Below are 21305 nucleotides of genomic sequence, written 5' to 3'. Positions count from 1 at the left end.
TCCGATACGACGAGGCCGGCCGATACCCACCCGGCACTGCCGCCTACGGTCATCCCCAGGCCATTGCTGGCACACCCAACGGGATGCACCCGACCTGATCGCACACCAGGGTGTATGGCCTCCCAATTTCCATGGAGGAATCATGACACTAATCATCGCTACCCGTCGGCTGCCCGACGCGTCGATCGCAATCCAACCCGACGGTGCCATCACCTCGGCCAACGCATTCAAACTGCGGGACCGGGTTACGGCGGTGCTGGCCGCCACGAAGCCCGACACGATTCTCGTCGACCTTCGAGCGGTACCGGCGATCGACGACGCGGGTGTGGACGCCCTGAGGTCGGGCTACACCGCCGCCGCCGCGTGTGGCGCCGCTCTCGTGGTCGTCGAGTCTCGCCCCAGTGTCTACGAACACCTTCGCACGCGCGGTCTCACCGCTGTCCTGCCCCGGGCCGCAGCCGAAGAGGCGCAGCACCAGGTGAACGGCGACACCTGACCGACCTCGTCACCCCAGGGCACGAGGCCGTTGCGGATGGGCACCCGCCTTGGGGAGGTGCTTGCACGCACCGCTGCCATCGGCAGGCTAAGCAGGCGGCGTCGCCCGCGTGGTGGCTGAGCGGATGCCGGAGGGTCAGCAGGACTTGTCGTCACTACGCACGCGGCCCGAGGCCACCTGGCACTCCGTGTGCCCGTCGGGATGACGACTCCCAACCGAAGACAAGTACCGAGGCACGCAAGGAGGAGAACGATGAGGCAAGAGAGCAAAGCCTCCCTGGTCAGGCTCAGCGATTCCGGGCAGGTCCTAGCCGACCCGGCCGAGGACATCCGAGACCGGAAGGTCCGCGATCGCGACGGTAACGACATCGGCAAGGTCGAAGACCTGCTGATCGACGGTGAGCACCACAAGGTCCGCTTCCTGCTCGTTGAGCAGGGCGGCATCCTCGGCATCGGCGCCACCCCGTTGTTCGTCCCTGTCGACGCCGTCGCCCGTGTCGACGACGACGCCGTCTACGTCAACGAGTCCGGCAAACGGGTCTCGGACGCGCCCGGATATGACCCGTCCCTGGTCGACGGGCCCGACTTTGAGGGGCTATACGGCCACTACGACTACGTTCCGTTCTGGGCGCCCGGGTATGTCTACCCCGGCTATCCTTACTACCGCTGACCCGCCTAGCGACACTGCGGTGGCTGCGGTGGCAACCTTCTCGGCATCGCCGGGCGAGGATCGTCATGCCAATCACTCGAACGAGGACGGCATCCCGAGGCAATCATCGAGTCCTGGCCAAGGGATGTTTGAAAGGCGCCCCAACCGAGTGCGTACAGCCATTTCGCCGCGACCCCGACCGCCCGCTGCTCACGGGCGCCCTCCCGGTGCGGATCCTACTGGTGGCGGCGTTGCTCGTCGCCGGCACGTGGTGGCTGTTTCAACCGGAGAAGGGACCACGGCGTCGACGTCGCCAGAACACGCACGGCGGCGACGGCCGCCGTGGTCACCGTCGACAAACGGCCTCGCAGGCCACTCTCACAAGTCTGATCCGCCGCTACCGCCACTGATCGCGTCCGGCAGGAGCGACACGTCCGATCGGCAGACGCACAATGCTTGGCAGATGGTTGGTCACGACTCGTGCGTCGGCTGCCACAGTCGATGCGCCAAAGCCGGTGAGGCTACCGAGCGTTGACCTCACGCGACGGCAATCTCTCGCGAGAGTCACCATCGAATGGCTATGACGGCTGGCAAGCTCCGGCAGCGAGGTCACCGCGCGGCCGTTGGAACCGCTGCCTATCGGCCGCTGACGAGGCTCGCGTAGTCGGCGGCGGTCGCCGGAGATTCGGACAGCGAGCCGTCGGCGCGGGGAACGCCGACGGGCTGCCCGGCGCGGGTGAACGACACGGCCGTGACGCCGGGCCTGGCCGCGAGGGTGCAGACGATCTGCGCGAACGCGAGGATCTGGTCGCTGCGGCCGGTCTCGTCCAGGGTATCGGTCAGTTCGACCGTGGCCCGACCGCCGCTGAACTGGACGCCGACGACGATGTCGTTGCCGAGTAGCGCGCTGGTGAGGCCGTCGCGTTGTTCGGCATCGGTGGGGCCGGCGAGCAGGGCGTCCACGAGTTCGTCGACGCTGGGTTGCGTATCGACGTGACGGGTGACGGCGACGAGTTCGCCGTCCCGCACCAGGTACAGACGGGCCGGGATGGCGCCGACGCCTGGAGCGGGATCGAGCGGTGTCTGGGTCGCCCAGGCGTGCGAAACCCCGTCCGGTGGATCCACCTCCCGGGCGGTGTCCTCGGCTGGTACTCCGCAGCCGGCGACGACGGCCGCGAGCAGCAGTGGCAGCGCGGCGGCCCGGCGGAATCCGATGGGGGTGGTCACGGGTTCGTCCTGCCCAGTTCGACGCGGAAGCGGGCGCCGCCGCCGGGCCGGTCGGTAACCGCCGCCTGGCCGCCGTGCGCGCTGGCGTGCCGGGCCACGAGGGCGAGGCCGAGGCCGGTGCCGTCGCTGTCTCCCCTCGCGCTGGCGGCGCGACCACGTACGAATCGGTCGAAGATGTCGGCGCGGTCTTCCGGTCGTACGCCGGGCCCCTCGTCGTCGACCTCCAGGACGAAGACGTCGGGTGTCTGGCTGAGGCGCACAGCGGTCGGTCCGCCCCCGTGCCGTTCGGCGTTGTCGAGCAGGTTGCTCAGGATCTGGCTGAAGCGGCGCCCGTCGACCGACCAGGTCGCTGAGCTTCCGTCGACCACCTGCACCACCTCCGGCGGCAGGCCGCGGGTGTGGCATTCCTCGCGCGCCAGGTCGGCGACCTCGACTGGTGTGCGCTGCGGGGGCTGGTCGTCGCGGGCCAGCTCCAGCAGGTCGGTGACCAGCCGCTGGAAGCGGGCCACCTCGTCGGAGAGCAGGGTGACGGCGGTCGCGGCGCGGTCATCGAGGCGCGGGCGGTGCCGGTCCAGCACGCTGGCGGCGGCGGACAGCGTCTGCAGCGGCGAGCGCAGCTCGTGGCTGACGTCGGCGGCGAACCGCCGATCCCGTTCCAGCCGGGCGGAGAGCTGGTCGACCATCTCGTTGAACGATGTCGTCAACCGTTCGAGATCCGGTTCCGTGGCCGGGTCGAGACGGGCGCCGAGGTCGCCGGCGGTGATCTCGCGCGCGGCAGCGGTGACCGTGTCCAGCGGGCGCAGCACGCGCCGGGTCAGATACCAGCCGAGTCCGGCGCCGGCCGCCGTCGTACCCGCTGCCACGAACGTGAGCACCAAGGCGAGGGTACGCAGGGTCTGGTCGAGCTCGCGCATCGAGTCGACGACGTAGAAACCGGTGTCGGACGGCAACGGGACGCCGACGACGACGGCCGGACCGCTGTCGGTACGGACCCGCTGCATCCCGACCTTGCCCTGCTCGACCAGCCGCTGCAGCCCTGACGGTATCGCGTCGGTCAGGCCCACGTCGGCGGCACGTGCGTACCAGCGGCTCTCACGACGAAGCACGGCCCGCCGCGTGTTTCCAGTGTTGAGGGTGCTGAGCACGGCCGAGATGTCGGGCGGCTCGGTAGCCAGACCCGCGTGCACGACACCGGCGTCAAGGTACGCCGAGCGCAGGGCACCGCGCTCGCGGCCGGCCATCAGCGCCTGGCTGGTGAACTCGTACGTGAGGGCCGCCATCGACGCCGACAGGGCGAACGCGCCCGCCGCGAAGCCAGCGGCGACCCTGGTGCGCAGGCCAGGACGTCTCATCTGAGCAGCTTGTAACCCATGCCGCGGACGGTCACCAGATGCCGTGGCGCCGTCGGGTCGTCCTCGATCTTCTGCCGCAGCCTGCCGACGTGCACGTCGACGAGGCGCTCATCCCCGTACGCGTACTCCCAGACCCGCTCCAGCAGTTGCGCCCGGGACAGTACCCGGCCCGGATGCTCGGCCAGCTCACACAACAGCCGGAACTCGGTGCGGGTCACCGCCACCGGCTCGCCCCGCAGGGCCACCTCGCCAGCCTCCGGCCGGATCTCGAGGTCCTCGAAGACCAGCGCCGGCACGGCCGAGACCGTGCTCGCGCGGGCCCGGCGCCGCAACGCCCGCAGCCGCGCGGCCAGCTCCTTCACCGCCACCGGCTTGACCACGTAGTCGTCCGCGCCAGCTCCCAGCGCCGCCACGATGTCGTGCGTGTCGTCGCGCGCGCTGATCACCACGATCGGCACGTCGTCGCGAGAACGCAGCTGCCGGATGCACTCGAAGCCATCGAGGCCGGGCAGCATCAGGTCGACCAGCACGGTGTCGGCGGGAGCGCGTCGCTGCTCCCGCAGTCCCTCCTCCGCCGTCGCCGCGCCCCGGACCGTGTAGCCCTCGTCTTCCAGTCCAAGCGTCAACGACAGCCGGATACGATCATCGTCCTCGATCAACAGCACGTGTTCCATCGCTAAATCATGCCCAGCCGCACAACCGTAGGCACGCCGGCGTGCGTCTTGGCGGTTTGTCACGCGACTGTCACATAACCGCCGGGGTACCGCCATACCGCGATCAGAGGCTGAATCCATCCCCAGAACAGCACCTGCACAACGCGGAGGTCGTCGTTCAGCCAGGCGATCGACGCGCGGGCCGTTCCTTGCCTACGCGCCCTCCCCGAAGCAGGGTTGGCACTCCGGCGGAAGCTGGAACGTCGTATGACCGCGGAGCGTCGTGCCGGTCGGAGGACGGTGCTGGCGTCGTCGTGGGCCCGGCCACGACGTGACGGACGGCGCCCTCGAGCCCTCACCCCGCCCGCCGCAGCCCCCGCCTGGGCGGGGTGAGGCAGGGCCTTCGAGCGTTTGAAAAACGCACAAAGACCATTGCGGCTTACTTCTTGATATTTATGGTACGACCCGCGATTCGGACAACCCCCGGAGGAAGCCGCCTGACGGGCCATCGCCCGTGTCATCTTGTGGGTGACGTTGTCCGCGATCAACACAGGTGGAACCAGGGTCAGCCGGAGCCTGCCGTGGCCGCACCGGCACGTCGCGGGTCACCGGTGGGGCCGCACCGAGGTCCCTGAGGCGAGGTCGTGTTTCTCGATATCATCACCCGTTTTCGGAACTGCGGTGGCAATAGCCACATCGACGTCACCGCCCGGGCGGGCATGCGACGAAAACGTGTGTCCGCTGCCACGCCAGGGTTGAGCATCGGGTTTGACGCCCGTCCGACGGCCACGAACCCGGTATGCCGGCGTCGTCGTTGGCCCGCGGGTTCGAACGGCCGTTCGTAGGGCAGGTCCAGCCGGACAGGAAGGCTGATTCGGATAAAAATCGGCTACGTCGCTTAAATGCCCGTAAGCGGGGATGTCCTTCTGTCCCTCCACCGTCAGACCTGACACCGGCCCGCGTCTCTGGGCCGACTCCCTGGCGACAGGTATGGTCCGTCGGGCAGCGGGCATGGTGCGCGGGTGATGTCCCGACCGCGAAGCTGGTCCTTCCAGGTCGCTTCCATCTGGAGCAGCTTCTGGTTGTTGCCAGCCCTGTTCGCGGCCGCCTCGGTCGCGTTGGCAATCGTCCTCTCGGCGGTGGAGGCGCGGCTCGTGCTCCCGCTGGGCGGTATCCTGCCCAGCGGTCCCGCTGGCGCCCGCGCCCTCCTCTCCTCGATCATCACTGCGATGATCTCGTTCACCGCCCTGGTCTTCTCCATAACAGTGGTCGCCCTTCAGCTCTTCAGCAGCCAGTACTCGCCCAGAGCTCTCCGGACCTTCCTGCAGGACCGCGGGATCCAGGTCGTACTCGGTACGTTCGTCGCGACGTTCCTGTACTCGATGGCGCTCCTTGCGACGCTCCCCGACTCCGCCGGCACCCGGCTGCCCGAGCTGTCGCTGACGATCTCCATCGTCATGGTGCTGATCAGCGTCGCCGCGTTCATCTACTACCTGCACCACATGACCACCATCATGCGGGTGTCACACGTGATCGCCTCGATCGGCGCCCAGACCCGCCGGTCCGTCCACCGGCATCTCGATCCGGGCGAAGGGGGCCCCGCAACGGGGCCCCTGGGACCGGTCGAGCAGGTCCTGACCGCACCTGGAGCGGGTGTTGTCACCACCACCGACCTGCCCCGGCTCGCCGCCGTTGCCGACCGGCGTCGCTGCGTTCTGGTGGTGGTGCCGCTGCCGGGCGAGTACGTCGTCGCGGGCGCTCCGCTGCTGAGGGTGCATCGGGCGGGGCACTCGCCACCGCTCCCGGTCCGGCCCGACGAGGTGTTCACGGCGATCGATGTCGGTCCTGAACGCGCCCCTGGGCAGGACATCGGTTTCGGATTCCGCCAACTCGCCGACATCGCCGAACGAGCCCTGTCCCCCGGCATCAACGACATCACCACCGCCGTCCGCGCCATCCAGGAGATGCACGACCTGCTACGCCGGCTCCTGCAACGATCGGACGGTCCGCACGTGGTGCGGAACTCCACGGGCGAGATCCGGGCCTTGATGCGGCGGCAGAGCTACGAGAGCTATCTCACCGTGGCCATCGACGACGTCCGGCATGCCGGGCAGGGCCAGCCTCGCGTCCTGCGTCTGCTCGCCTCGGTTCTCGAGGACCTCGCGGCCGACGCCCCAGCCCGATACCGGGACGCCGTCGACCGACGCCGCACGCCCGACGCTGGTTGACGAGTTTTACGCACCGGACAAGCCACCCGATGCTTCTCCGCCTCGCCAGCAACGGGAGGCATCGCCCAAGCCCCTTTGGCATCGGGTCCCGTGCCTTCATAAACCGGGCGTGGCTCAACCCGTACGACGGACTGCTGTCTGACGAGTACTCCCGACACCCGCATCGCCGGACAGCGCCGTCGGACGACCGATTCGCCAGACGGGAAGGCCGCGCCGGTTCGGCGTAGTTCTCGGGCGGATGGGGTATCGGCACGTCATGGCGACAACCGATGCCGCGCCAGCGCCAGAGCGGAACAGGACCTTCTTTGGACAGCCGCCACCGCTGGCGAACCTGTTCGGTGTCGAACTCTGGGAGCGGTTCTCCTTCTACGGCATGCAGGGCATCCTGCTCATCTACCTCTACTACGCCAGTGCCGACGGCGGCCTCGGCATCAACCGCGACACCGCCACCAGCATCGTCGGGGCGTACGGCGGACTGGTGTACCTGTCCACCGTGCTCGGCGCGTGGCTGGCCGACCGGTTGTTCGGTGCCGAGCGGGTTCTGTTCCACAGTGCCGTTCTCGTCATGGCCGGTCACGTCTCCCTGGCGCTACTGCCCGGCCTGCTCGGTGTCGGTGTCGGCCTGATCCTGATCGCGTTCGGCAGCGGCGGGGTGAAGGCCACCGCCACCTCGTTGGTCGGCACGCTCTACGCCGAGGGCGACGACCGCAGAGACGCCGGATTCTCGCTGTTCTACCTGGGCATCAACCTGGGTGCGCTGTTCGGGCCACTGGCTACCGGTCTGTTGCAGAAGACCACCGGCTTCCACTACGGGTTCGGCCTCGCCGCGGTCGGCATGGCGGCTGGTCTGACCCAGTACGCCCTCGGCCGCCGACGGTTGACCGGCGCCGCGCGTGAGGTGCCGAACCCGTTGCCGACCGCTCGCCGGCCCCTCGTCGCGGCGGCCGCCGCCGTCGTGATCGGTCTCGTCGCCGTGGCGGCGTTCGCAGGGCTGCTGCCCGCACGACGGCTGTCGGGCATCGTCGTCGTGCTCAGCGCCGCCACCGCGGTGGCCTACTTCGTGGTGATCCTGACCAGTAGGGCGATCACCGGCACCGAACGACGGCGGGTCGTCGCGTTCATCCCGATGTTCGTCGCCAGCGCGGCGTTCTGGTCGCTGTACCAGCAGCAGTTCACCGTCGTGACCATCTACTCCGACACCCGACTGGACCGCCGGATCCTCGGCTGGGAGATGCCGGTGTCCTGGGTACAGTCGATCAACCCCGTCTTCATCATCGTCCTCGCGGGTCTGTTCGCCGCCCTGTGGACCAGACTCGGCCCACGACAGCCTTCCGCCCCGGTCAAATTCGCCACCGGTACGGTCGTGATGGGCGTGGCGTTCCTGCTGTTCCTGCCACTTGCCGGCGGCGGGCCGAACAGCGCACCACTACTCGCACTGATCGGCATCCTGCTCGTGTTCACCGTCGCCGAACTGCTGCTGTCGCCGGTCGGACTGTCCCTGTCCACCAAACTCGCACCCCACGCCTTCCACACCCAGATGGTCGCGCTGTTCTTCCTCTCGGTGGCCCTCGGCACCGCCATGTCCGGCACCCTCGCCAAGTACTACAGCGAGGATCAGGAAGCCGTCTACTTCGGCATCCTCGGCGGCACCGCCATCGTGCTCGGCCTGATACTCGCCGCCCTCAGCCCACTCGTACGCCGGCTCATGAGCGGCGTCCGCTGACCATCACCGGAATCGCCGGCGCAGGTCCCGTCGATGATCTGCCGTCCTCTGCACGAAAACTGTCGCCGTCGCGTCCCAGGTGCCCGCCGTCAGAGCATCCGGGACGAAAGAGCGCGGGCCGGCCGCCGAGGCGTGGACGCCAGCGCTGGGCAAACATCTGGCGACGCCGGGCGTCGGGCGGATGTGGCTGCCAGAGGTGATGCGTCACCACCGGATCGTCGAGAGCGGGATCCGGCAGGCAGCCAGGAGTCAGGGAGCGGGTGATCTGGCCGCCGTCGTCCTGGAGACGAACGGCAGCCTCAGCGTGATCACCCGGGCACGGTACGACGGCGGCAACGCACTCACCGACGTGTCCCCGCCCCTCCAGGTCAAATGACCCCGCAGCCTGGGGTGGAGCGGAGCGGCCACCCCAGTCCCCTGCCGAGCCCACCGGCGTCGACACGGACGGCGGGTCGTTTCGGCACCCGGCCGCCCGGCTTCTGCACCACCCACAGGCGCCGGCACCGAGGCCGCCGCTCGTTTGGACCGAGAGAGCCAGGGTAGCGACTGTGGATGGAGGCAACGAAGCGACGGACGGGTGCAGCCATGGCTCCACCAGGAATCGCCGTCGTGAGCGCGGAACCCGCCGGCTACCACGCCGCGCGATCGCTGGCTCGCTCCTCGCCGGGGGCAGCGAGATCGTCCGGGTCGGCCCGGCCAGCGCCCGAGGCACTCGCCGAAGCCGACCGGCTCGCCCGGCCGATGCCGCTGAACCGCTTCGCCGAGCCCCTGCCGGCCGGCCCGACGCCGTCATTCCTGCTGACCCTGACCCCGCTCGCCTGAGGAGGTCGCCCGGTGCCCGGGCTCATCGAGGACTACGCCGTTATCGGCGATCTGCAGACCGCCGCCCTGGTCGGCCGGGACGGCTCGATCGACTGGCTGTGCCTGCCCCGTTTCGACTCCGCCGCATGCTTCGCCGCTCTGCTGCACGACGACCGCGCCGGCCACTGGCGAATCGCCCCTTCCGCCGACCGCCGCGCCGTCCGGCGCCGCTACCGAGGCGACACCCTGATCCTGGAGACCGAGTGGGACACCCCGGAAGGCACGGTCCGGCTCACCGACTGCATGCCACCCCGCGGCCAGGCCGCCGACCTGGTCCGGATCGTCGAGGGAATCTCCGGCGCCGTGCCCATGCACATGCGGCTGGCGCTGCGCTTCGACTACGGGCACGTCGCGCCCTGGGTCCGCCGGTACGACGGCGCTCTCGGCGCCGTGGCGGGACCCGACTCGTTGTGGCTGCACACCGAGGCCCCGTTACACGGTACGAATCTCGCCATCACGTCCGACTTCACCGTGCGCGCCGGCCAGAGGATGCCGTTCGTGCTCACCTACCAGCCGTCGCACCTACCGCGTCCCGACCCCGTCGACCCGCACGCGGCCGTCACGAACACTGAGCGGTACTGGACCCGGTGGATCGAGCGCTGTAGCTACCAGGGCCGCTGGCCCCAGGCGGTACGCCGGGCGTTGATCACCCTCAAGGCCCTCACCTACGCACCGACCGGCGGCATCGTCGCGGCCGCCACCACCTCACTACCCGAGCAGCTCGGCGGACCGCGCAACTGGGACTACCGCTACTGCTGGCTGCGGGACGCGACCTTCACCCTGCAGGCCCTGCTCGGTACCGGCTACGTCGAGGAGGCCAAGGCGTGGCGCGAATGGCTGCTGCGAGCCGTCGCCGGGGACCCCGCCAAACTGCGAATCATGTACGGCCTGGACGGCACCCGCCGGCTGCCCGAGTACACCCTTGACTGGCTTTCCGGCTATGAGGGCTCCTGGCCGGTACGAGTGGGCAACGCCGCCGCCGACCAACTCCAACTCGACGTCTGGGGAGAGGTCCTGGAGAGTCTCCATCTCGGCCGCGAGGCCGGGATCGCGCCGAACGAGACGGCCTGGGACCTGCAACGCGCCCTGCTCGACTTCCTGGAGGGCAACTGGCGCCAGCCCGACAACAGCCTCTGGGAGGTCCGTGGCCGGCGACGGCACTTCGTCCACTCCAAGGTGCTCGCCTGGACCGGCTTCGACCGTGCTGCCGAAGCCGTAGAACGGCACGGACTCGACGGGCCGGTCGAGCGATGGCCGGCAATTCGCAACGACATCCACGCCGAGGTGTGCCGGCACGGCTTCGATCCCGCGCGCAACACGTTCACCCAGTTCTACGGCTCCCGGGGACTCGACGCCGCACTGCTTCTCCTGCCTCGTGTCGGCTTCCTGCCCTGGACCGATCCCCGGGTGGCCGGGACCGTCGACGCCGTACAGCGCGAACTCTGCACCGACGGGTTCGTGCTGCGGTACCACCCCCAGGAGGACGAGAACGTCGATGGTTTGCCCGGCGACGAGGGAGCCTTCCTGGCCTGCACCTTCTGGCTCGTCGACGCCCTGCACGGCCTCGGCCGCCCCGAGGAGGCCACGAGACTGTTCGAGCGGCTGCTCGACCTGCGCAACGACGTCGGCCTGCTCGCCGAACAGTACGATCCGGTGACCGGCCGTCAGTTGGGCAATACGCCGCAGGCGTTCAGCCTCGTCGGCCTGGTCAATTCGGCACGCCAGCTCAGTGGCACCACCACGCGGACCTCGGCGAGCGCCGAGGAGCAGCACACCCGCACGGGATGACAGCACGATAGGCCGGCGGTGCCAATGGTCAGTCGTGACATTCGCGAGTCGCTGCCTGGCTCGACACCTCGGTTGACTGGGTTTCCCGACTGATTCCTGAGGTCTGCGGCATCAGGATCTCGTCGCGACCAGGTATGTCGGCGAGGCCGAACAGGCCGAGCAGCCCGGTCGCCCATAGCTGCCGGTGCGGGAACGGGGCAAGGTTCTCCAACCTCAGGACGCCACCGCTCACCGCAGCGGCCTGGTGACAACGAACCAGCTCACCCATGCCGGAGGAGTCGATGAACGACACGTCCTTGAGGTCGAGCACGATGGCCGACGGGTTGTCCCGGGTCAGCAGATCGGTGACCGCGTCGCGGATCTGCCCCACGGTGGCCAGGTCGATCTCGCCGGACAGCAGAAGCCGGACGCCGGAGTCAGTGTGCTGTTCAATGATCGAGATGGTCGCTTCGGGCTGCCCGCGGTCGTTCATGGCGCTCACGTCCCGGTCTCCGGTGGCCCCGTCAGGCCGCCGAGGTCGCCGCATGCGTGCCGCAGCGCCTGCCGTCGGAACGACGGGATCCGGCCGGCGAAGACCGGTGCGATCCGCGAGTACGCAATATCGCCCTCGGCATGCTCGTCCTGGTTCACATAGAACAGCTCGACAACCTTGGTATTCGTCCGCCGCGGTTCGGGCAGCAACCCCATCGTCCCGGTCACGTCGAAGGCGGAGCCAAAGAAGTCGATCATGTATCCATCGGCCCGTGGGCTGTCCTCCCGCGCGACCAGGACCACCTCCGAGGAGTCCCGTTCGAGCCACCGGGCCAGCGTGAGGCCAGCGATACCCGCCCCACAAATGATCGCCTGCACAGTTCCTCCCTGCCACCAGGTGCAGCCACCCCTGCATCAGGTGCGGCCACTGCCCGGAATCGGCTAGATGCCGGCCAAATCGTCCCCGTCGGACGACTCGATGGCGTTACAGACGTCGACGATGCCAATCGTCTGCCACGCCAGGCCGCCAGCGACGAATATCAACTCCGCCGTTTCGACCCGGCCGGTGAGGATCGCGACAGCGTTCTGCACCTCGACGGCGATGTCCTGCAGACGGGTCCGCTCGTCCTGGACCAACCGCGCCACGACCCGGTCAGCGAGCACCTCGTCCTCGTGCGGTCGAGGTACCTGGCGGCGGGACGGCGGACCAGACCAGGAGCCGTCATCGGGAAGCGGCCACAGCCCCGTCATGGCGCGCTCCGAACGCGCCCCACCCGCCCCGGCAGAACCGGAGGCGCCGCAGGCGCTGCGTGGAACACCTGCTCCACGCGGGCGATCCGCGATCTCCGCCGCAGCCGTCGTGTTGGCGCGCGAAGGGCGCAGCGGGCAGAGCTTCGCAGCGGGTGCCGGTGCACATCACGCAGCGGGGCGCCGCCTGCCGCTTCAGTCGCCACGGACCGGACCATGCCAAGTACCAACTGATCCGGGCGCAGTACCAACTGATCCGGGCGCAGCCGCACGACCGCGTCCAGCACCGCCCGCACCGACGCCCGGCACGTCAGGTCCAGCGGCCGATGAGATCGACCCCGATCACCGGCGTCCGTACGGCCGCTGGTTGCCCACGTAGTCACCGCGTCCCTCCTGTCGTCGGGCGGTATTGGATCCAGCCTCGTGCGGCTATGTGGAGAGGCTTACGCGGGCCTATGACAGTCTCGTGACATCAGCTACGACGGCGGGCGCGTTCTACGGCGCCGCCGGACAAGAAGCGGGTGTCGAGCGGTTCGGTTTCCCGCTCCCGGCGGTCCGTACCGCCACCGCCTACCTCAGGAACCACGGGCGGTGCGGCAGGCCGGATCGCTGCTGTCCGGCTCTGCACCAGCATCCCCTACGCGTGAGGTTCGGCACGGGAGCGCGCGTCAGCCGGCGCCACGGGCGTCATGGAACTGTCATATCTCCGCCGAACAGCCGCGAAGACCAGCAGGCAGGCTGATCCTGCACACCTAAGGTCGCGGAGGAGGCGTCGATGTCCGAGGACGAGAGTGCGATTGGCGGCGGATGCCGCCACGGTACGGCGACCGTCTCGACAATCGAGCTGGCGGTCTCCGGCTGGCTCGACCATTCGGCGGTACCGACGATCAATGCGACGTTCGACGCGGCACTCGACCGTAAGCCGGAACGGATCGTGCTCGATCTGGCGCACTGCGAGTACGTCGACGCTGCCGGGATCGCGTTGTTGCTCGAGGTGCACCGCCGGATGCGACGCACCGGCGGCATGTTGGAGTTGCGGAGACCGTCACCACGACTGTGTCGTCTCCTCGAGATCGCCCGGGTGGACCATGTGTTGCGGGTCGATGCCGCCGCGGAGGCGCAGAGTGATGACGGCGGGTCGAAAGCGGCCAGCCTTTCAACCTGAACCGCGCGGCGCGTGTGACCCGACACCCACCTGCGGCCACGACGGACCGCAAGGGGAGGTTGGAAGACGGCGGATGTTGTCTTTCGCCGCCCCCGTCGACTTACCTGGTCGCCGTCCTGCGGGCGAGGACTGCCCGGACCACTGTCAGGCGGGGCTGTGCGGGTCGGCGGAGGTGACGGTGTCACCGGTGGAGGTGGGTCTCGGCCCGGCGGCGCGGTTGAGGTGTATGTAGAGCTGTTTTCGGTCACGCGGCCCCACCGGTTGCGGTTGGGGTTCCGGAAGTTGGTATCGGACCGGCCGCTGGTGCTCCGCGTAGAGCCGATCCGGGTTGTACACCCGGGAGAACCCCCAGAGCATCCTGGCGAAGTTGGTCTGGCCATGCGCCAGGAGGCGGGAGACCAGTCCGGCGGTCCGGGCCAGCGCGACGATGCCGAGGTGCTTACGGTTGATCACCGATTGCGTGCGTACCAGTTCCCGGTAGAACTCGTGCAGCGGCAGCCGGGTGGGCGTCACCGCATGCTGGATGTCGAACAGCCGGTAGTCAAAGGTGGTGAGCTCTCGGGACTGGGTGTGCCAGATCTCCGTTCCCGGGTACGGCGTCATCACCGAAAGGTGGACGATTTCCGGCACACTCAGAGCCCATTCGCGGACCAGTCGGAACTGTTCACAGTCCCACTGCGGGTCGACGATCAGGTTGATGGCGACCGAAAGGCCGAGCTTTCTGGCCTGTTCCAGCGCCTTCATGTTCTCGTCCGGGCTGATGCGTTTGCGGAAGAGGTCCAGTCCCTCGGCGTCCAGTGCCTCCATGCCGAGAAACATGTAGTTCAGGCCGAGTCTCTTCCATCGGGCGAATACGTCCGTGTTCCGCAGCAGTACGTCGGCCCGAGTCTCCAGATAGTACTGTTTGCGGATTTTGCGGCGCTCCAGTTCGGCTGCGATGGCGTGCCCGTGTTCGGGTCGAATGAAGGCCACATCGTCGACGATGAATATTCCGGGCTCACGGATCCTGGCTATCTCCTCGGCGGCGACCGGGGCGGAGACCTTGCGATAGCTGCGGCCGTAGAACGTCCAGGCCGAGCAGAAGGAGCAGTCCCAGGGGCAGCCCCGGGTGAACTCGACCGATGCCGCGGGGTCGAGGACCCCGATGAAGTAGCGGCTACGGCGGCGGACCAGGTCGCGGGCCGGGCGTGGCGCGTCGATCGAGTCCAGCAGTTTCGGTTGGGGACCGCGGCCCTGGAGGGTCACGGCGCCGGATGCCTCGTGGGCAGCGCCGTCGCGGGCGGCAGCCAGCAGCGCCACCGAGCCGATCTCTCCCTCGCCCCGTACGACGGCGTCGATCGCCCCCTCGGCCTGCTCCAGGATGTGCTCGGCGATGAACGAGACCGAATGCCCGCCCACGAAGACGTAGGGCGACGGCGGCTGTTCCTTGAACCAGCGGGCCAGCTCGATGACCTCGGGCACGTTCGCCAGGTAGTTGAGCCCGAAGCCGACCGCGTCCGGCCCGAAGTTCAGGAACTCCCTGGCCAGCTCGGCCTTGGTGTGGGTCTGCAGATCGACGAGCCGCACGTCGTGGCCGGCCTCCCGTAGCGCGGCGGCCACGCACTCGAGACCCAACGGCTCCAGGCGGAGGAACAGCTCCGAGTACATCAGGACGCTCGGATGCACCAGTAGGACCTTCATCTCGTCCACCTCGTCCGGTTTCCGCCAATATGCCGGTTCATCCTTGCACACACTGCGCCACTGCACGCGGTGAATGTGAGCGCTGGTGCAGATCCACCCGTTCGTTGCCGAGGCAGGTTTTCGGGGAAAGTCGGCGGGTATGCCGCGTTTCCGACCAGAGCTGGGCGGAACGGTAGGATCAGTGAAGGAGAGAATGCCGTGTCGATTCATCCGCGGCTTGTTGTTCGGCCCGAACTCGCCCGATAGCTCGGCATGGCGGCCGTCCTCGGAATACACCTGCTCGTCGCGGCTACCTGCGCCGGGCTAGCTCGACGCTGGGGCGCCCGGGTCCTGGCCCTCGGCGCGGTCGCCCCCGCGATCGGTTTCGGATGGTTGCTGACCGCGGTACCGGATGTGCTTGCCGGCCGGGAGCGGAGGTTCTCCTTCGCCTGGGCCCCGGCACTCAATCTCGAGGTGTCGCTGCGGCTGGACGCGCTGGCCCTGCTGCTCGGACTTGTCGTCAGCGGCGTCGGTACCGTTGTCCTGCTCTATGCGGTCCGGTACTTCGCCGGCCGGCGAGACGGGCTGGGTCAGGTCAGCGCCGCGCTGGTGCTCTTCGCCGGGGCGATGCTGGCCCTCGTCATGGCCGATCACCTGCTTGCGCTGTACGTGGCGTGGGAGCTGACGACCATCTGCTCGTTTCTGCTGATCGCCGACTCCGGTCGGCACCGTTCGGCGCGCCGCGCCGCCCTGCGTGCTCTACTGGTGACCAGCGGTTGCGGCTTTGTCATGCTGTTCGGCCTGATCCTCCTCGCACGCGCGGCGGGCGGATACCGGATCTCCGCACTGCTCGCGGCGCCGCCGCGAGGTCCCACGGTGTCGGTCGCCGTCGGCCTGATCCTCGTTGGGGCGGTGGCCAAGTCCGCCCAGGTTCCGTTCCATCCCTGGCTGCCCGAGGCCATGGTGGCACCGACACCGGTCAGCGCCTACCTGCACGCCGCGGCGATGGTCAAAGCCGGGGTGTACCTCGTCGCCCGGCTGGCGCCCGGCTTCGCCGACGTTCCGACGTGGCGTCCGCTGATCCTCGGGGTGGGGTTGGCGACGATGCTGCTCGGCGGTACCCGCGCGCTCGCTCAGACGGACCTCAAGCGACTGCTCGCCTTCGGCACCATCGCACAACTCGGTTTTATCCTCGTCCTGGTCGGGGCCGGCACCCGGACCGCCGCTCTGGCCGGCGCCACAGTCCTGCTCGCCCACGCGTTGTTCAAGTCGACGCTGTTCCTCGTGGTCGGGATCGTCAATCACGGGGCAGGCACCCGGGATCTGCGCGAGCTGAGCGGGATACGCCACGCTTCACCCGGACTTGTGCTGGTGGCAGCCCTGGCCTGCCTTTCCATGGCGGGCCTGCCGCCGACGGTGGGATACCTCGGCAAGGAAGCCGCCTTCGACGCGTTCATCGGGCACGGTCCGGGCGGGGCATGGGTGCTGGTCGGTCTACTCGTGGGGTCCACGCTGACGGTCGCCTACACCGTACGTTTCCTCCAGGGCGTGTTCGCCGATCGACCCGGCGTACCGGCCCGTCTCCGGCACGTGTCCCGCTGGTCGCTGACGACCACCTTCGCCTGCGCAGGAGCCGGGCTGGCCCTCGGCTGCCTGCCGGCCGCCGCCGGCGCGATCGGCGCCGGCTACGCGGAGGTCTACTCCGCGTCGCCTGCGAACTACCGGCTCGCGTTGTGGCATGGCGTCGGGCTGCCGTTCGGACTTTCCCTTCTCACTCTCGTCACGGGCGTGCTCCTGCACCTGCTGCGAAGGCCGCTCACGTTCGCGGCGGGGTTCCTGCGGCCTCGCGCCGTCGGCGCCCTGGTCGTTCAGGACCGACTCGCCACAGCCGTCGTCACCGCCGCCCGGGTTCTGACCGCCCGCACACAGGTGGGGTCGCTGCCGAGATACCTCATCGTGATCATCACCGTCGTGGTGTTGGGCCCCGGCGCCGTGTTCCTGGCCGATGTCGGTCTTCCCCGCCAGATCCGTGCCTGGGACGAGCCGGAGCAGGCGGTACTCGGCGTCGGACTGGTCGCCGGCGTGCTGGCACTGCTTCTGGCCCGGCAGCGGCTCGTCGTGGTGCTGCTGCTCTCGGCCGTCGGCTACCTCGTCGCCGGGCTATTCGTCGTGCACGGAGCGCCGGATCTCGCGCTGGCTCAGTTCCTGGTGGAGACGCTGACGTTGATCCTCTTTGTTCTGGTACTGCGGCGCATGCCACCCAGGACGCGCCAGGCACGTACCCCGGCCCGTCTGCTGCGCGCCGGCGTCGCCTTGCTGCTCGGAGCGTTCATGGCCGGTGTCACCCTGGCGATGACCGCCGCTCGCGTGCCGTCCCGCGCGGCGTCGGGCTACTTCCGGGAAGCGCCGGACGCGGGTGGCCCGAACGTCGTCAACGTGATTCTGACCGAGTTCCGGGCACTCGACACCCTCGGCGAGGTGACCGTGCTCGTGGTCGCGTCGACCGGGATCGCGGGGCTGGTGCTCGCGAGCCGAGGCAGGACCGGGCCCGGTCGCTCCCGGACCGGCCCTGGTGGCGACGGAGACCCGGAACCGGCGAGCGGCCCCGGCAAGACCGTGGAGGGAACCAGATGAGTGCCGGCCAGCCTCGTTCCCGGCGGCTGCTCGCCGCCGACCGGCAGCGGCCGGAGCAGCGCAGCGTGCTGCTCGAGGTCATCACCCGGATGGTGTACCCGAGTGTGCTGCTCGTGGCCGGTTACCTGCTGCTGGTCGGTCTGCACCGTCCCGGCGGCGGCTTCGCGGCCGGGCTTGTCGCCGGGCTCGGCCTGGTGCTGCGTCGCCTTGCCGGCGGTCCCGGCGAGGTCGACGCGGCAGTACCCGTCCCGGCCAAGGTCCTGCTCGGTGCCGGCCTGCTCACCTGTGCCGGCTATGGCGTGGCCGGCCTGCTGCTGACCGGCGAACTCCTCGCCGGCGCCGCCTGGACGGTCACCTCCGGCCCGGTAACGCACCTCGAGCTGACTACGTCGCTGCTCTTCGAGGCAGGAATCGCGTCGATCGTGATCGGTCTCGTGCTGGACGTGCTGCGCGGCCTCGGCGAGGACGACCGGAGCCGGTCCAGCGACGGCCGGTCGGCGGAGGAAGCGCGGTGAGCCAGGGCAATCTCAGCCTCTCCCTGATCATCGGCGCACTCTTCGCCGGAGGGAGCTACCTCCTGCTGCAACGCGGACTGCTGCGGATCGTTGTCGGCTTTGTGCTGCTCGGCCACGGGGCCAACCTCACCCTGCTGTTGTCCGGCGGCCCGGCGAAGCACGTTCCCGACGCCGGCACCTCCACCCCGACGGACGCTTCGGATCCGCTACCGCAGGCGATGGCGCTCACCGCCGTGGTCATCACGTTCGCGATCACCGCCCTGCTACTGGCGCTGACGGACCGGAGTGTGCGGCTCTACCGGGAGGACGGTGTGCAGGACGACGTCGAGGACCGGCGGCTGGGTGGCCGGCAGCCCGATTCGGAGCAGCTATGAGCGGTGCCGTCCTGGTTTCGACGCCCGTGGTGGTCCCGCTGCTCGCCGCCGGCGCCTCCGCCCTGCTGGCCGGCTTCCTGGTCGTGCAGCGGATCCTCGGGCTCGGCGTGTTGGCGGTGGTACTGATCGCCAGTGTCCTACTCCTGGTCCGGGTCGACGGCCTCGGCACCCAGTCGATCCAGGTCGGAGGATGGCAGCCGCCACTCGGCATCACCCTGGTGGCGGACCGCTTCTCGGCACTGGTCCTCGTCGTCGCCGTCCTGGTGTGCCTGCTCGTGCTGGTCTTCGCAGTAGGGCAGGGCAGCGCCGAACGCCGCGTCGAAGACGTGCCCTCGGTGTTCCATCCGACCTACCTGGTCCTGCTCGCGGGAATCGCCCTGGTGCTGATCAGCGGGGACCTGTTCACCCTCTTCGTCGGGTTCGAAGTGATGCTGATGGCGAGTTACGTCCTGATCACTCTGGGCGCGACCCGCGAGCGGGTCCGGGCCGGTCTGACATACGTCGTCTCCAGCCTGACGGCCTCGATCCTGCTGCTCACCACGATCGGGCTCGTCTACGCCGTCACCGGGACGGTCAACCTCGCCCAACTCAGCGCGGTCACGGTGGACCTGCCGCCCGGCACGCGTGGCCTGCTGGCGCTGCTGTTGCTCGTCGCGCTGGGGATCAAGGCCGCCATGGTCCCGTTGCACTGGTGGTTACCGGACAGCTATCCGACCGCCGCCGCTCCGGTGACCGCCATCTTCGCGGCGCTACTCACGAAGGTGGCGGTCTATGCGATCATCCGGACGCAGACTCTCCTCTTCCCCCGGCAGGAGCCCTGGACGCTGCTCCTGGTGATCGCCGCGCTGACGATGCTGGTCGGCGTACTCGGGGCACTGGTCCAGGACGACCTCAACCGGATCCTGTCCTTCGTGCTCGTCTCGCACGTCGGGTTCATGCTCTTCGGGCTCGCCATCTTCTCGGTGGCCGGGCTGGCCGGTGCGGTGCTCTACCTCGTGCACCACATCACCGTGCAGACCGCGCTCTTCCTGGTCAGCGGCCTGATCGAGCGGGAGCGGCAGAGCGTTTCCCTGGCCCGGCTCGGTGGACTCGCCGCGACGGCGCCGGTGGTCGCGGCCCTGTTCCTCATTCCGGCGTTCAGCCTCGGAGGTCTTCCGCCGTTCGCGGGGTTCGTCGGGAAACTCGCGCTGCTGCAGGCAGCCGTGGCGCAGGCCGGTCCGGTGGTGCTCGCCACCGCGGCCGTCGCCCTGCTCACCAGCCTGCTCACGCTCTCTGCGCTGATGCGGATCTGGCTGCGGGTCTTCTGGAGCCAATCGGCCGCCCCTGCCCCCGCCGACGCCGACGGAGCGACGGCGGCCGGCTCCCCGGGTGGCCGTCTGCCCGGTCGGGTCATGCGGTTCGCCGCGCTGACTGCGGTCCTGAGTGGGTTGGCGGTCGCGGCGACCGCCGGACCGCTGGCGGCCCTGAGCCAGCGGGCGGCAGCCGACCTGCTGGACCGGGACGGCTACCGCGGCGCGGTGCTCGGCCACCGGGAGGTGGAGTGAACGGCGTCCTGGAGCGGCTGGCCCTCGCCGTCTGGCTGGCTCTGCTCTGGCTACTGCTCTGGGGGTCGGGCAGCCTGCTGGCCATCGGCTCGGCGCTTCTGGCCGGCCCGCTGTGTCTCGCCGCCGGTCGGTTGCCCGCACTACCGGCGGTGGCGCGTCCACGGTGGCGTCGGCTGCCGATGTCGCTGGTCCGGTTCGTGACGGACGTCCTGGCTTCGTCGGTCCAGGTGGCCTGGGCGACGCTGGCCCATGGGCCCCGGACTCGATCGGCGGTGCTGGCGGTGCCGGTGGGCCGCCCGTCGGCCACCGCGTTGACCGTGGTGGTCAACCGGCTCTCTCTCGAGCCCGGGACGCTGGTGCTCGGCGTCGTCCCCGAGGCCGGAGAGATCTACGTCTTCGTCCTCGACGTACGCAGTGGCGAGGGACTGGAACGGGCTCGCCGCCACGCCCGCCGGGCGGCCCACGACGTGCTGAGAACGCTCGGCGAGGACATCCCGGAGAGTCAGGAGTCCGGATCGGAAGGGAGCGACCGTGCGTAGTGCCCTCGTCGTCACCGCCGGCTTGCTGGCGGTGGCCGGCTTCCTCACCCTGGTACGACTGTTCCGCGGACCGACCCTGCACGACCGGCTGGTCGCCCTCGACACCCTGGTCGTCGTAGTGATCAGCGGGATAGCTGTCGAGGCCGCGCTGCGCGATGCCGCTGCCAACGTGATCCTGCTTGTGGTGGTGGCCCTGGTCGGTTTTCTCAGCACGGTGTCGGTCCTGCGGTTGACCGAGGGGGCGTGATGGGCCCGCTGACCCTGGCCGGTGAGGTGCTGGCGGCGGTGGCCCTCGTGACGGGCGGGGTACTGGCGGTCCTGGCCGGGCTGGGTCTGGCCCGGCTGCCGGACGCGACCGCCCGGCTGCAGGCGGCGACGAAACCACAGGTGCCCGGCCTGGCGCTGATCTGTGTCGGGGTCGCCCCGCAGATCGCTGGCGGCGAGATGTTCGCCCTCGTCCTGGTGGTGCTGTTCCAGTTGGTGACCGCACCGGTGGTGGCACAACTCGTCGGGCGTTCGGCCTACCGATCCGGTGTCGGGCGTGACACGTTGCTCGTCGACGAGTTCCGGAACCGGACGAGCGGACGGGACGGTGTCGACCGGACACCCGAGGGGTGACCGGCGAGCCCTGGCTCGGCTGGGAATGAACACCCGCCGCCGGGGTAGCCCCGGGAAGGGGGT

General features: G+C 69.3%; 22 protein-coding genes. 15 read left to right on the top strand and 7 right to left on the bottom strand.

Going from position 1 to position 21305, the window contains the following annotated elements; all coding sequences use genetic code 11:
* The first annotated feature begins 142 nt into the window (after positions 1-142).
* Together R6Y94_RS38620 and R6Y94_RS38615 are read left to right on the top strand one after the other, a co-directional pair.
* A complete protein-coding gene (locus R6Y94_RS38620; RefSeq protein WP_318401681.1) occupies positions 143-496 on the top strand; it encodes an STAS domain-containing protein in 354 nt (117 codons plus the stop codon).
* A 252-nt stretch (positions 497-748) separates the two neighbouring features.
* Positions 749-1165 carry a PRC-barrel domain-containing protein gene (locus R6Y94_RS38615; protein ID WP_318401679.1) on the top strand — a complete coding sequence of 139 codons (417 nt, stop codon included), beginning with the start codon at positions 749-751 and terminating at the stop codon, positions 1163-1165.
* Between the two features lie 615 nt (positions 1166-1780).
* On the opposite strand, the gene R6Y94_RS38610 is transcribed toward R6Y94_RS38615, so the two are convergent.
* Genes R6Y94_RS38610 through R6Y94_RS38600 form a run of 3 tightly spaced genes read right to left on the bottom strand, consistent with a single transcriptional unit; the run spans position 1781 to position 4397 of the window.
* Positions 1781-2371 (bottom strand): GerMN domain-containing protein, encoded by a 591-nt coding sequence (locus R6Y94_RS38610; protein WP_318401677.1) that lies wholly within the window; start codon positions 2369-2371, stop codon positions 1781-1783.
* Entirely contained in the window at positions 2368-3723 is a 1356-nt protein-coding gene (locus R6Y94_RS38605; RefSeq protein WP_318401675.1) for a HAMP domain-containing sensor histidine kinase, read from the bottom strand. Before R6Y94_RS38605 ends, R6Y94_RS38610 begins: the two co-directional genes overlap by 4 nt.
* A complete protein-coding gene (locus R6Y94_RS38600; protein ID WP_318401673.1) occupies positions 3720-4397 on the bottom strand; it encodes a response regulator transcription factor in 678 nt (225 codons plus the stop codon). The genes R6Y94_RS38605 and R6Y94_RS38600 overlap by 4 nt, the downstream gene beginning before the upstream one ends.
* Before the next feature lie 1004 nt (positions 4398-5401).
* Here R6Y94_RS38600 and R6Y94_RS38595 point away from each other — a divergent pair.
* From R6Y94_RS38595 to R6Y94_RS38575, 5 genes are all read left to right on the top strand, one after another.
* Entirely contained in the window at positions 5402-6604 is a 1203-nt protein-coding gene (locus R6Y94_RS38595) for a DUF2254 domain-containing protein (RefSeq protein WP_318401672.1), read from the top strand.
* 256 nt (positions 6605-6860) lie between these two features.
* Complete coding sequence (locus tag R6Y94_RS38590; RefSeq protein ID WP_318401670.1) at positions 6861-8327, top strand: peptide MFS transporter; 1467 nt, start codon at positions 6861-6863, stop codon at positions 8325-8327.
* A 181-nt stretch (positions 8328-8508) separates the two neighbouring features.
* A complete protein-coding gene (locus R6Y94_RS38585; RefSeq protein WP_318401668.1) occupies positions 8509-8703 on the top strand; it encodes a hypothetical protein in 195 nt (64 codons plus the stop codon).
* 233 nt (positions 8704-8936) lie between these two features.
* A complete protein-coding gene (locus R6Y94_RS38580) occupies positions 8937-9149 on the top strand; it encodes a hypothetical protein (protein WP_318401666.1) in 213 nt (70 codons plus the stop codon).
* 12 nt (positions 9150-9161) lie between these two features.
* On the top strand, positions 9162-10976 hold the full coding sequence (locus R6Y94_RS38575; RefSeq protein WP_318401664.1) for a glycoside hydrolase family 15 protein: 1815 nt from the start codon (positions 9162-9164) through the stop codon (positions 10974-10976).
* Positions 10977-11004: 28 nt separating this feature from the next.
* On the opposite strand, the gene R6Y94_RS38570 is transcribed toward R6Y94_RS38575, so the two are convergent.
* From R6Y94_RS38570 to R6Y94_RS38560, 3 genes are all read right to left on the bottom strand, one after another.
* Positions 11005-11448 carry an STAS domain-containing protein gene (locus R6Y94_RS38570; protein ID WP_318401713.1) on the bottom strand — a complete coding sequence of 148 codons (444 nt, stop codon included), beginning with the start codon at positions 11446-11448 and terminating at the stop codon, positions 11005-11007.
* 5 nt (positions 11449-11453) lie between these two features.
* Positions 11454-11825, bottom strand: a complete 372-nt coding sequence (locus tag R6Y94_RS38565) for a hypothetical protein (RefSeq protein WP_318401662.1) — start codon at positions 11823-11825, stop codon at positions 11454-11456.
* Positions 11826-11888: 63 nt separating this feature from the next.
* Complete coding sequence (locus R6Y94_RS38560; protein ID WP_318401660.1) at positions 11889-12110, bottom strand: BON domain-containing protein; 222 nt, start codon at positions 12108-12110, stop codon at positions 11889-11891.
* A gap of 859 nt (positions 12111-12969) precedes the next feature.
* On the opposite strand from R6Y94_RS38560, the gene R6Y94_RS38555 reads away from it, so the two are divergent.
* Positions 12970-13359: an STAS domain-containing protein gene (locus tag R6Y94_RS38555; protein WP_318401658.1), complete on the top strand. Its 390-nt coding sequence runs from the start codon at positions 12970-12972 to the stop codon at positions 13357-13359.
* Positions 13360-13503: 144 nt separating this feature from the next.
* Here the strand turns inward: R6Y94_RS38555 and hpnR are convergent, their stop codons facing one another.
* Positions 13504-15039 (bottom strand): hopanoid C-3 methylase HpnR, encoded by a 1536-nt coding sequence (gene hpnR, locus R6Y94_RS38550; protein ID WP_318401656.1) that lies wholly within the window; start codon positions 15037-15039, stop codon positions 13504-13506.
* A 252-nt stretch (positions 15040-15291) separates the two neighbouring features.
* Between hpnR and mbhE the strand changes: the two genes are divergently transcribed.
* From mbhE to R6Y94_RS38515, 7 genes are read left to right on the top strand one after another with little or no spacing between them, the layout of a single operon-like run.
* Positions 15292-17652: a hydrogen gas-evolving membrane-bound hydrogenase subunit E gene (mbhE, locus tag R6Y94_RS38545; protein ID WP_318401654.1), complete on the top strand. Its 2361-nt coding sequence runs from the start codon at positions 15292-15294 to the stop codon at positions 17650-17652.
* Positions 17649-18167, top strand: a complete 519-nt coding sequence (locus R6Y94_RS38540; protein WP_318401652.1) for an MnhB domain-containing protein — start codon at positions 17649-17651, stop codon at positions 18165-18167. Before mbhE ends, R6Y94_RS38540 begins: the two co-directional genes overlap by 4 nt.
* Positions 18164-18541, top strand: a complete 378-nt coding sequence (locus tag R6Y94_RS38535; RefSeq protein ID WP_318401650.1) for a sodium:proton antiporter — start codon at positions 18164-18166, stop codon at positions 18539-18541. The genes R6Y94_RS38540 and R6Y94_RS38535 overlap by 4 nt, the downstream gene beginning before the upstream one ends.
* The gene (locus R6Y94_RS38530; RefSeq protein WP_318401648.1) at positions 18538-20085 is read left to right on the top strand and encodes a Na+/H+ antiporter subunit D; all 1548 of its coding nucleotides are present in this window, start codon (positions 18538-18540) and stop codon (positions 20083-20085) included. The genes R6Y94_RS38535 and R6Y94_RS38530 overlap by 4 nt, the downstream gene beginning before the upstream one ends.
* Entirely contained in the window at positions 20082-20624 is a 543-nt protein-coding gene (locus tag R6Y94_RS38525) for a Na+/H+ antiporter subunit E (RefSeq protein ID WP_318401646.1), read from the top strand. Before R6Y94_RS38530 ends, R6Y94_RS38525 begins: the two co-directional genes overlap by 4 nt.
* Entirely contained in the window at positions 20617-20871 is a 255-nt protein-coding gene (locus R6Y94_RS38520) for a monovalent cation/H+ antiporter complex subunit F (RefSeq protein ID WP_318401644.1), read from the top strand. Before R6Y94_RS38525 ends, R6Y94_RS38520 begins: the two co-directional genes overlap by 8 nt.
* Entirely contained in the window at positions 20871-21242 is a 372-nt protein-coding gene (locus R6Y94_RS38515) for a monovalent cation/H(+) antiporter subunit G (protein ID WP_318401642.1), read from the top strand. Before R6Y94_RS38520 ends, R6Y94_RS38515 begins: the two co-directional genes overlap by 1 nt.
* Positions 21243-21305: the final 63 nt, after the last annotated feature.

Source organism: Plantactinospora sp. KLBMP9567 (assembly GCF_033446045.1).
Taxonomy (GTDB): Bacteria; Actinomycetota; Actinomycetes; order Mycobacteriales; family Micromonosporaceae; genus Plantactinospora.
This window is presented reverse-complemented; position numbering and strand designations above follow the sequence as displayed.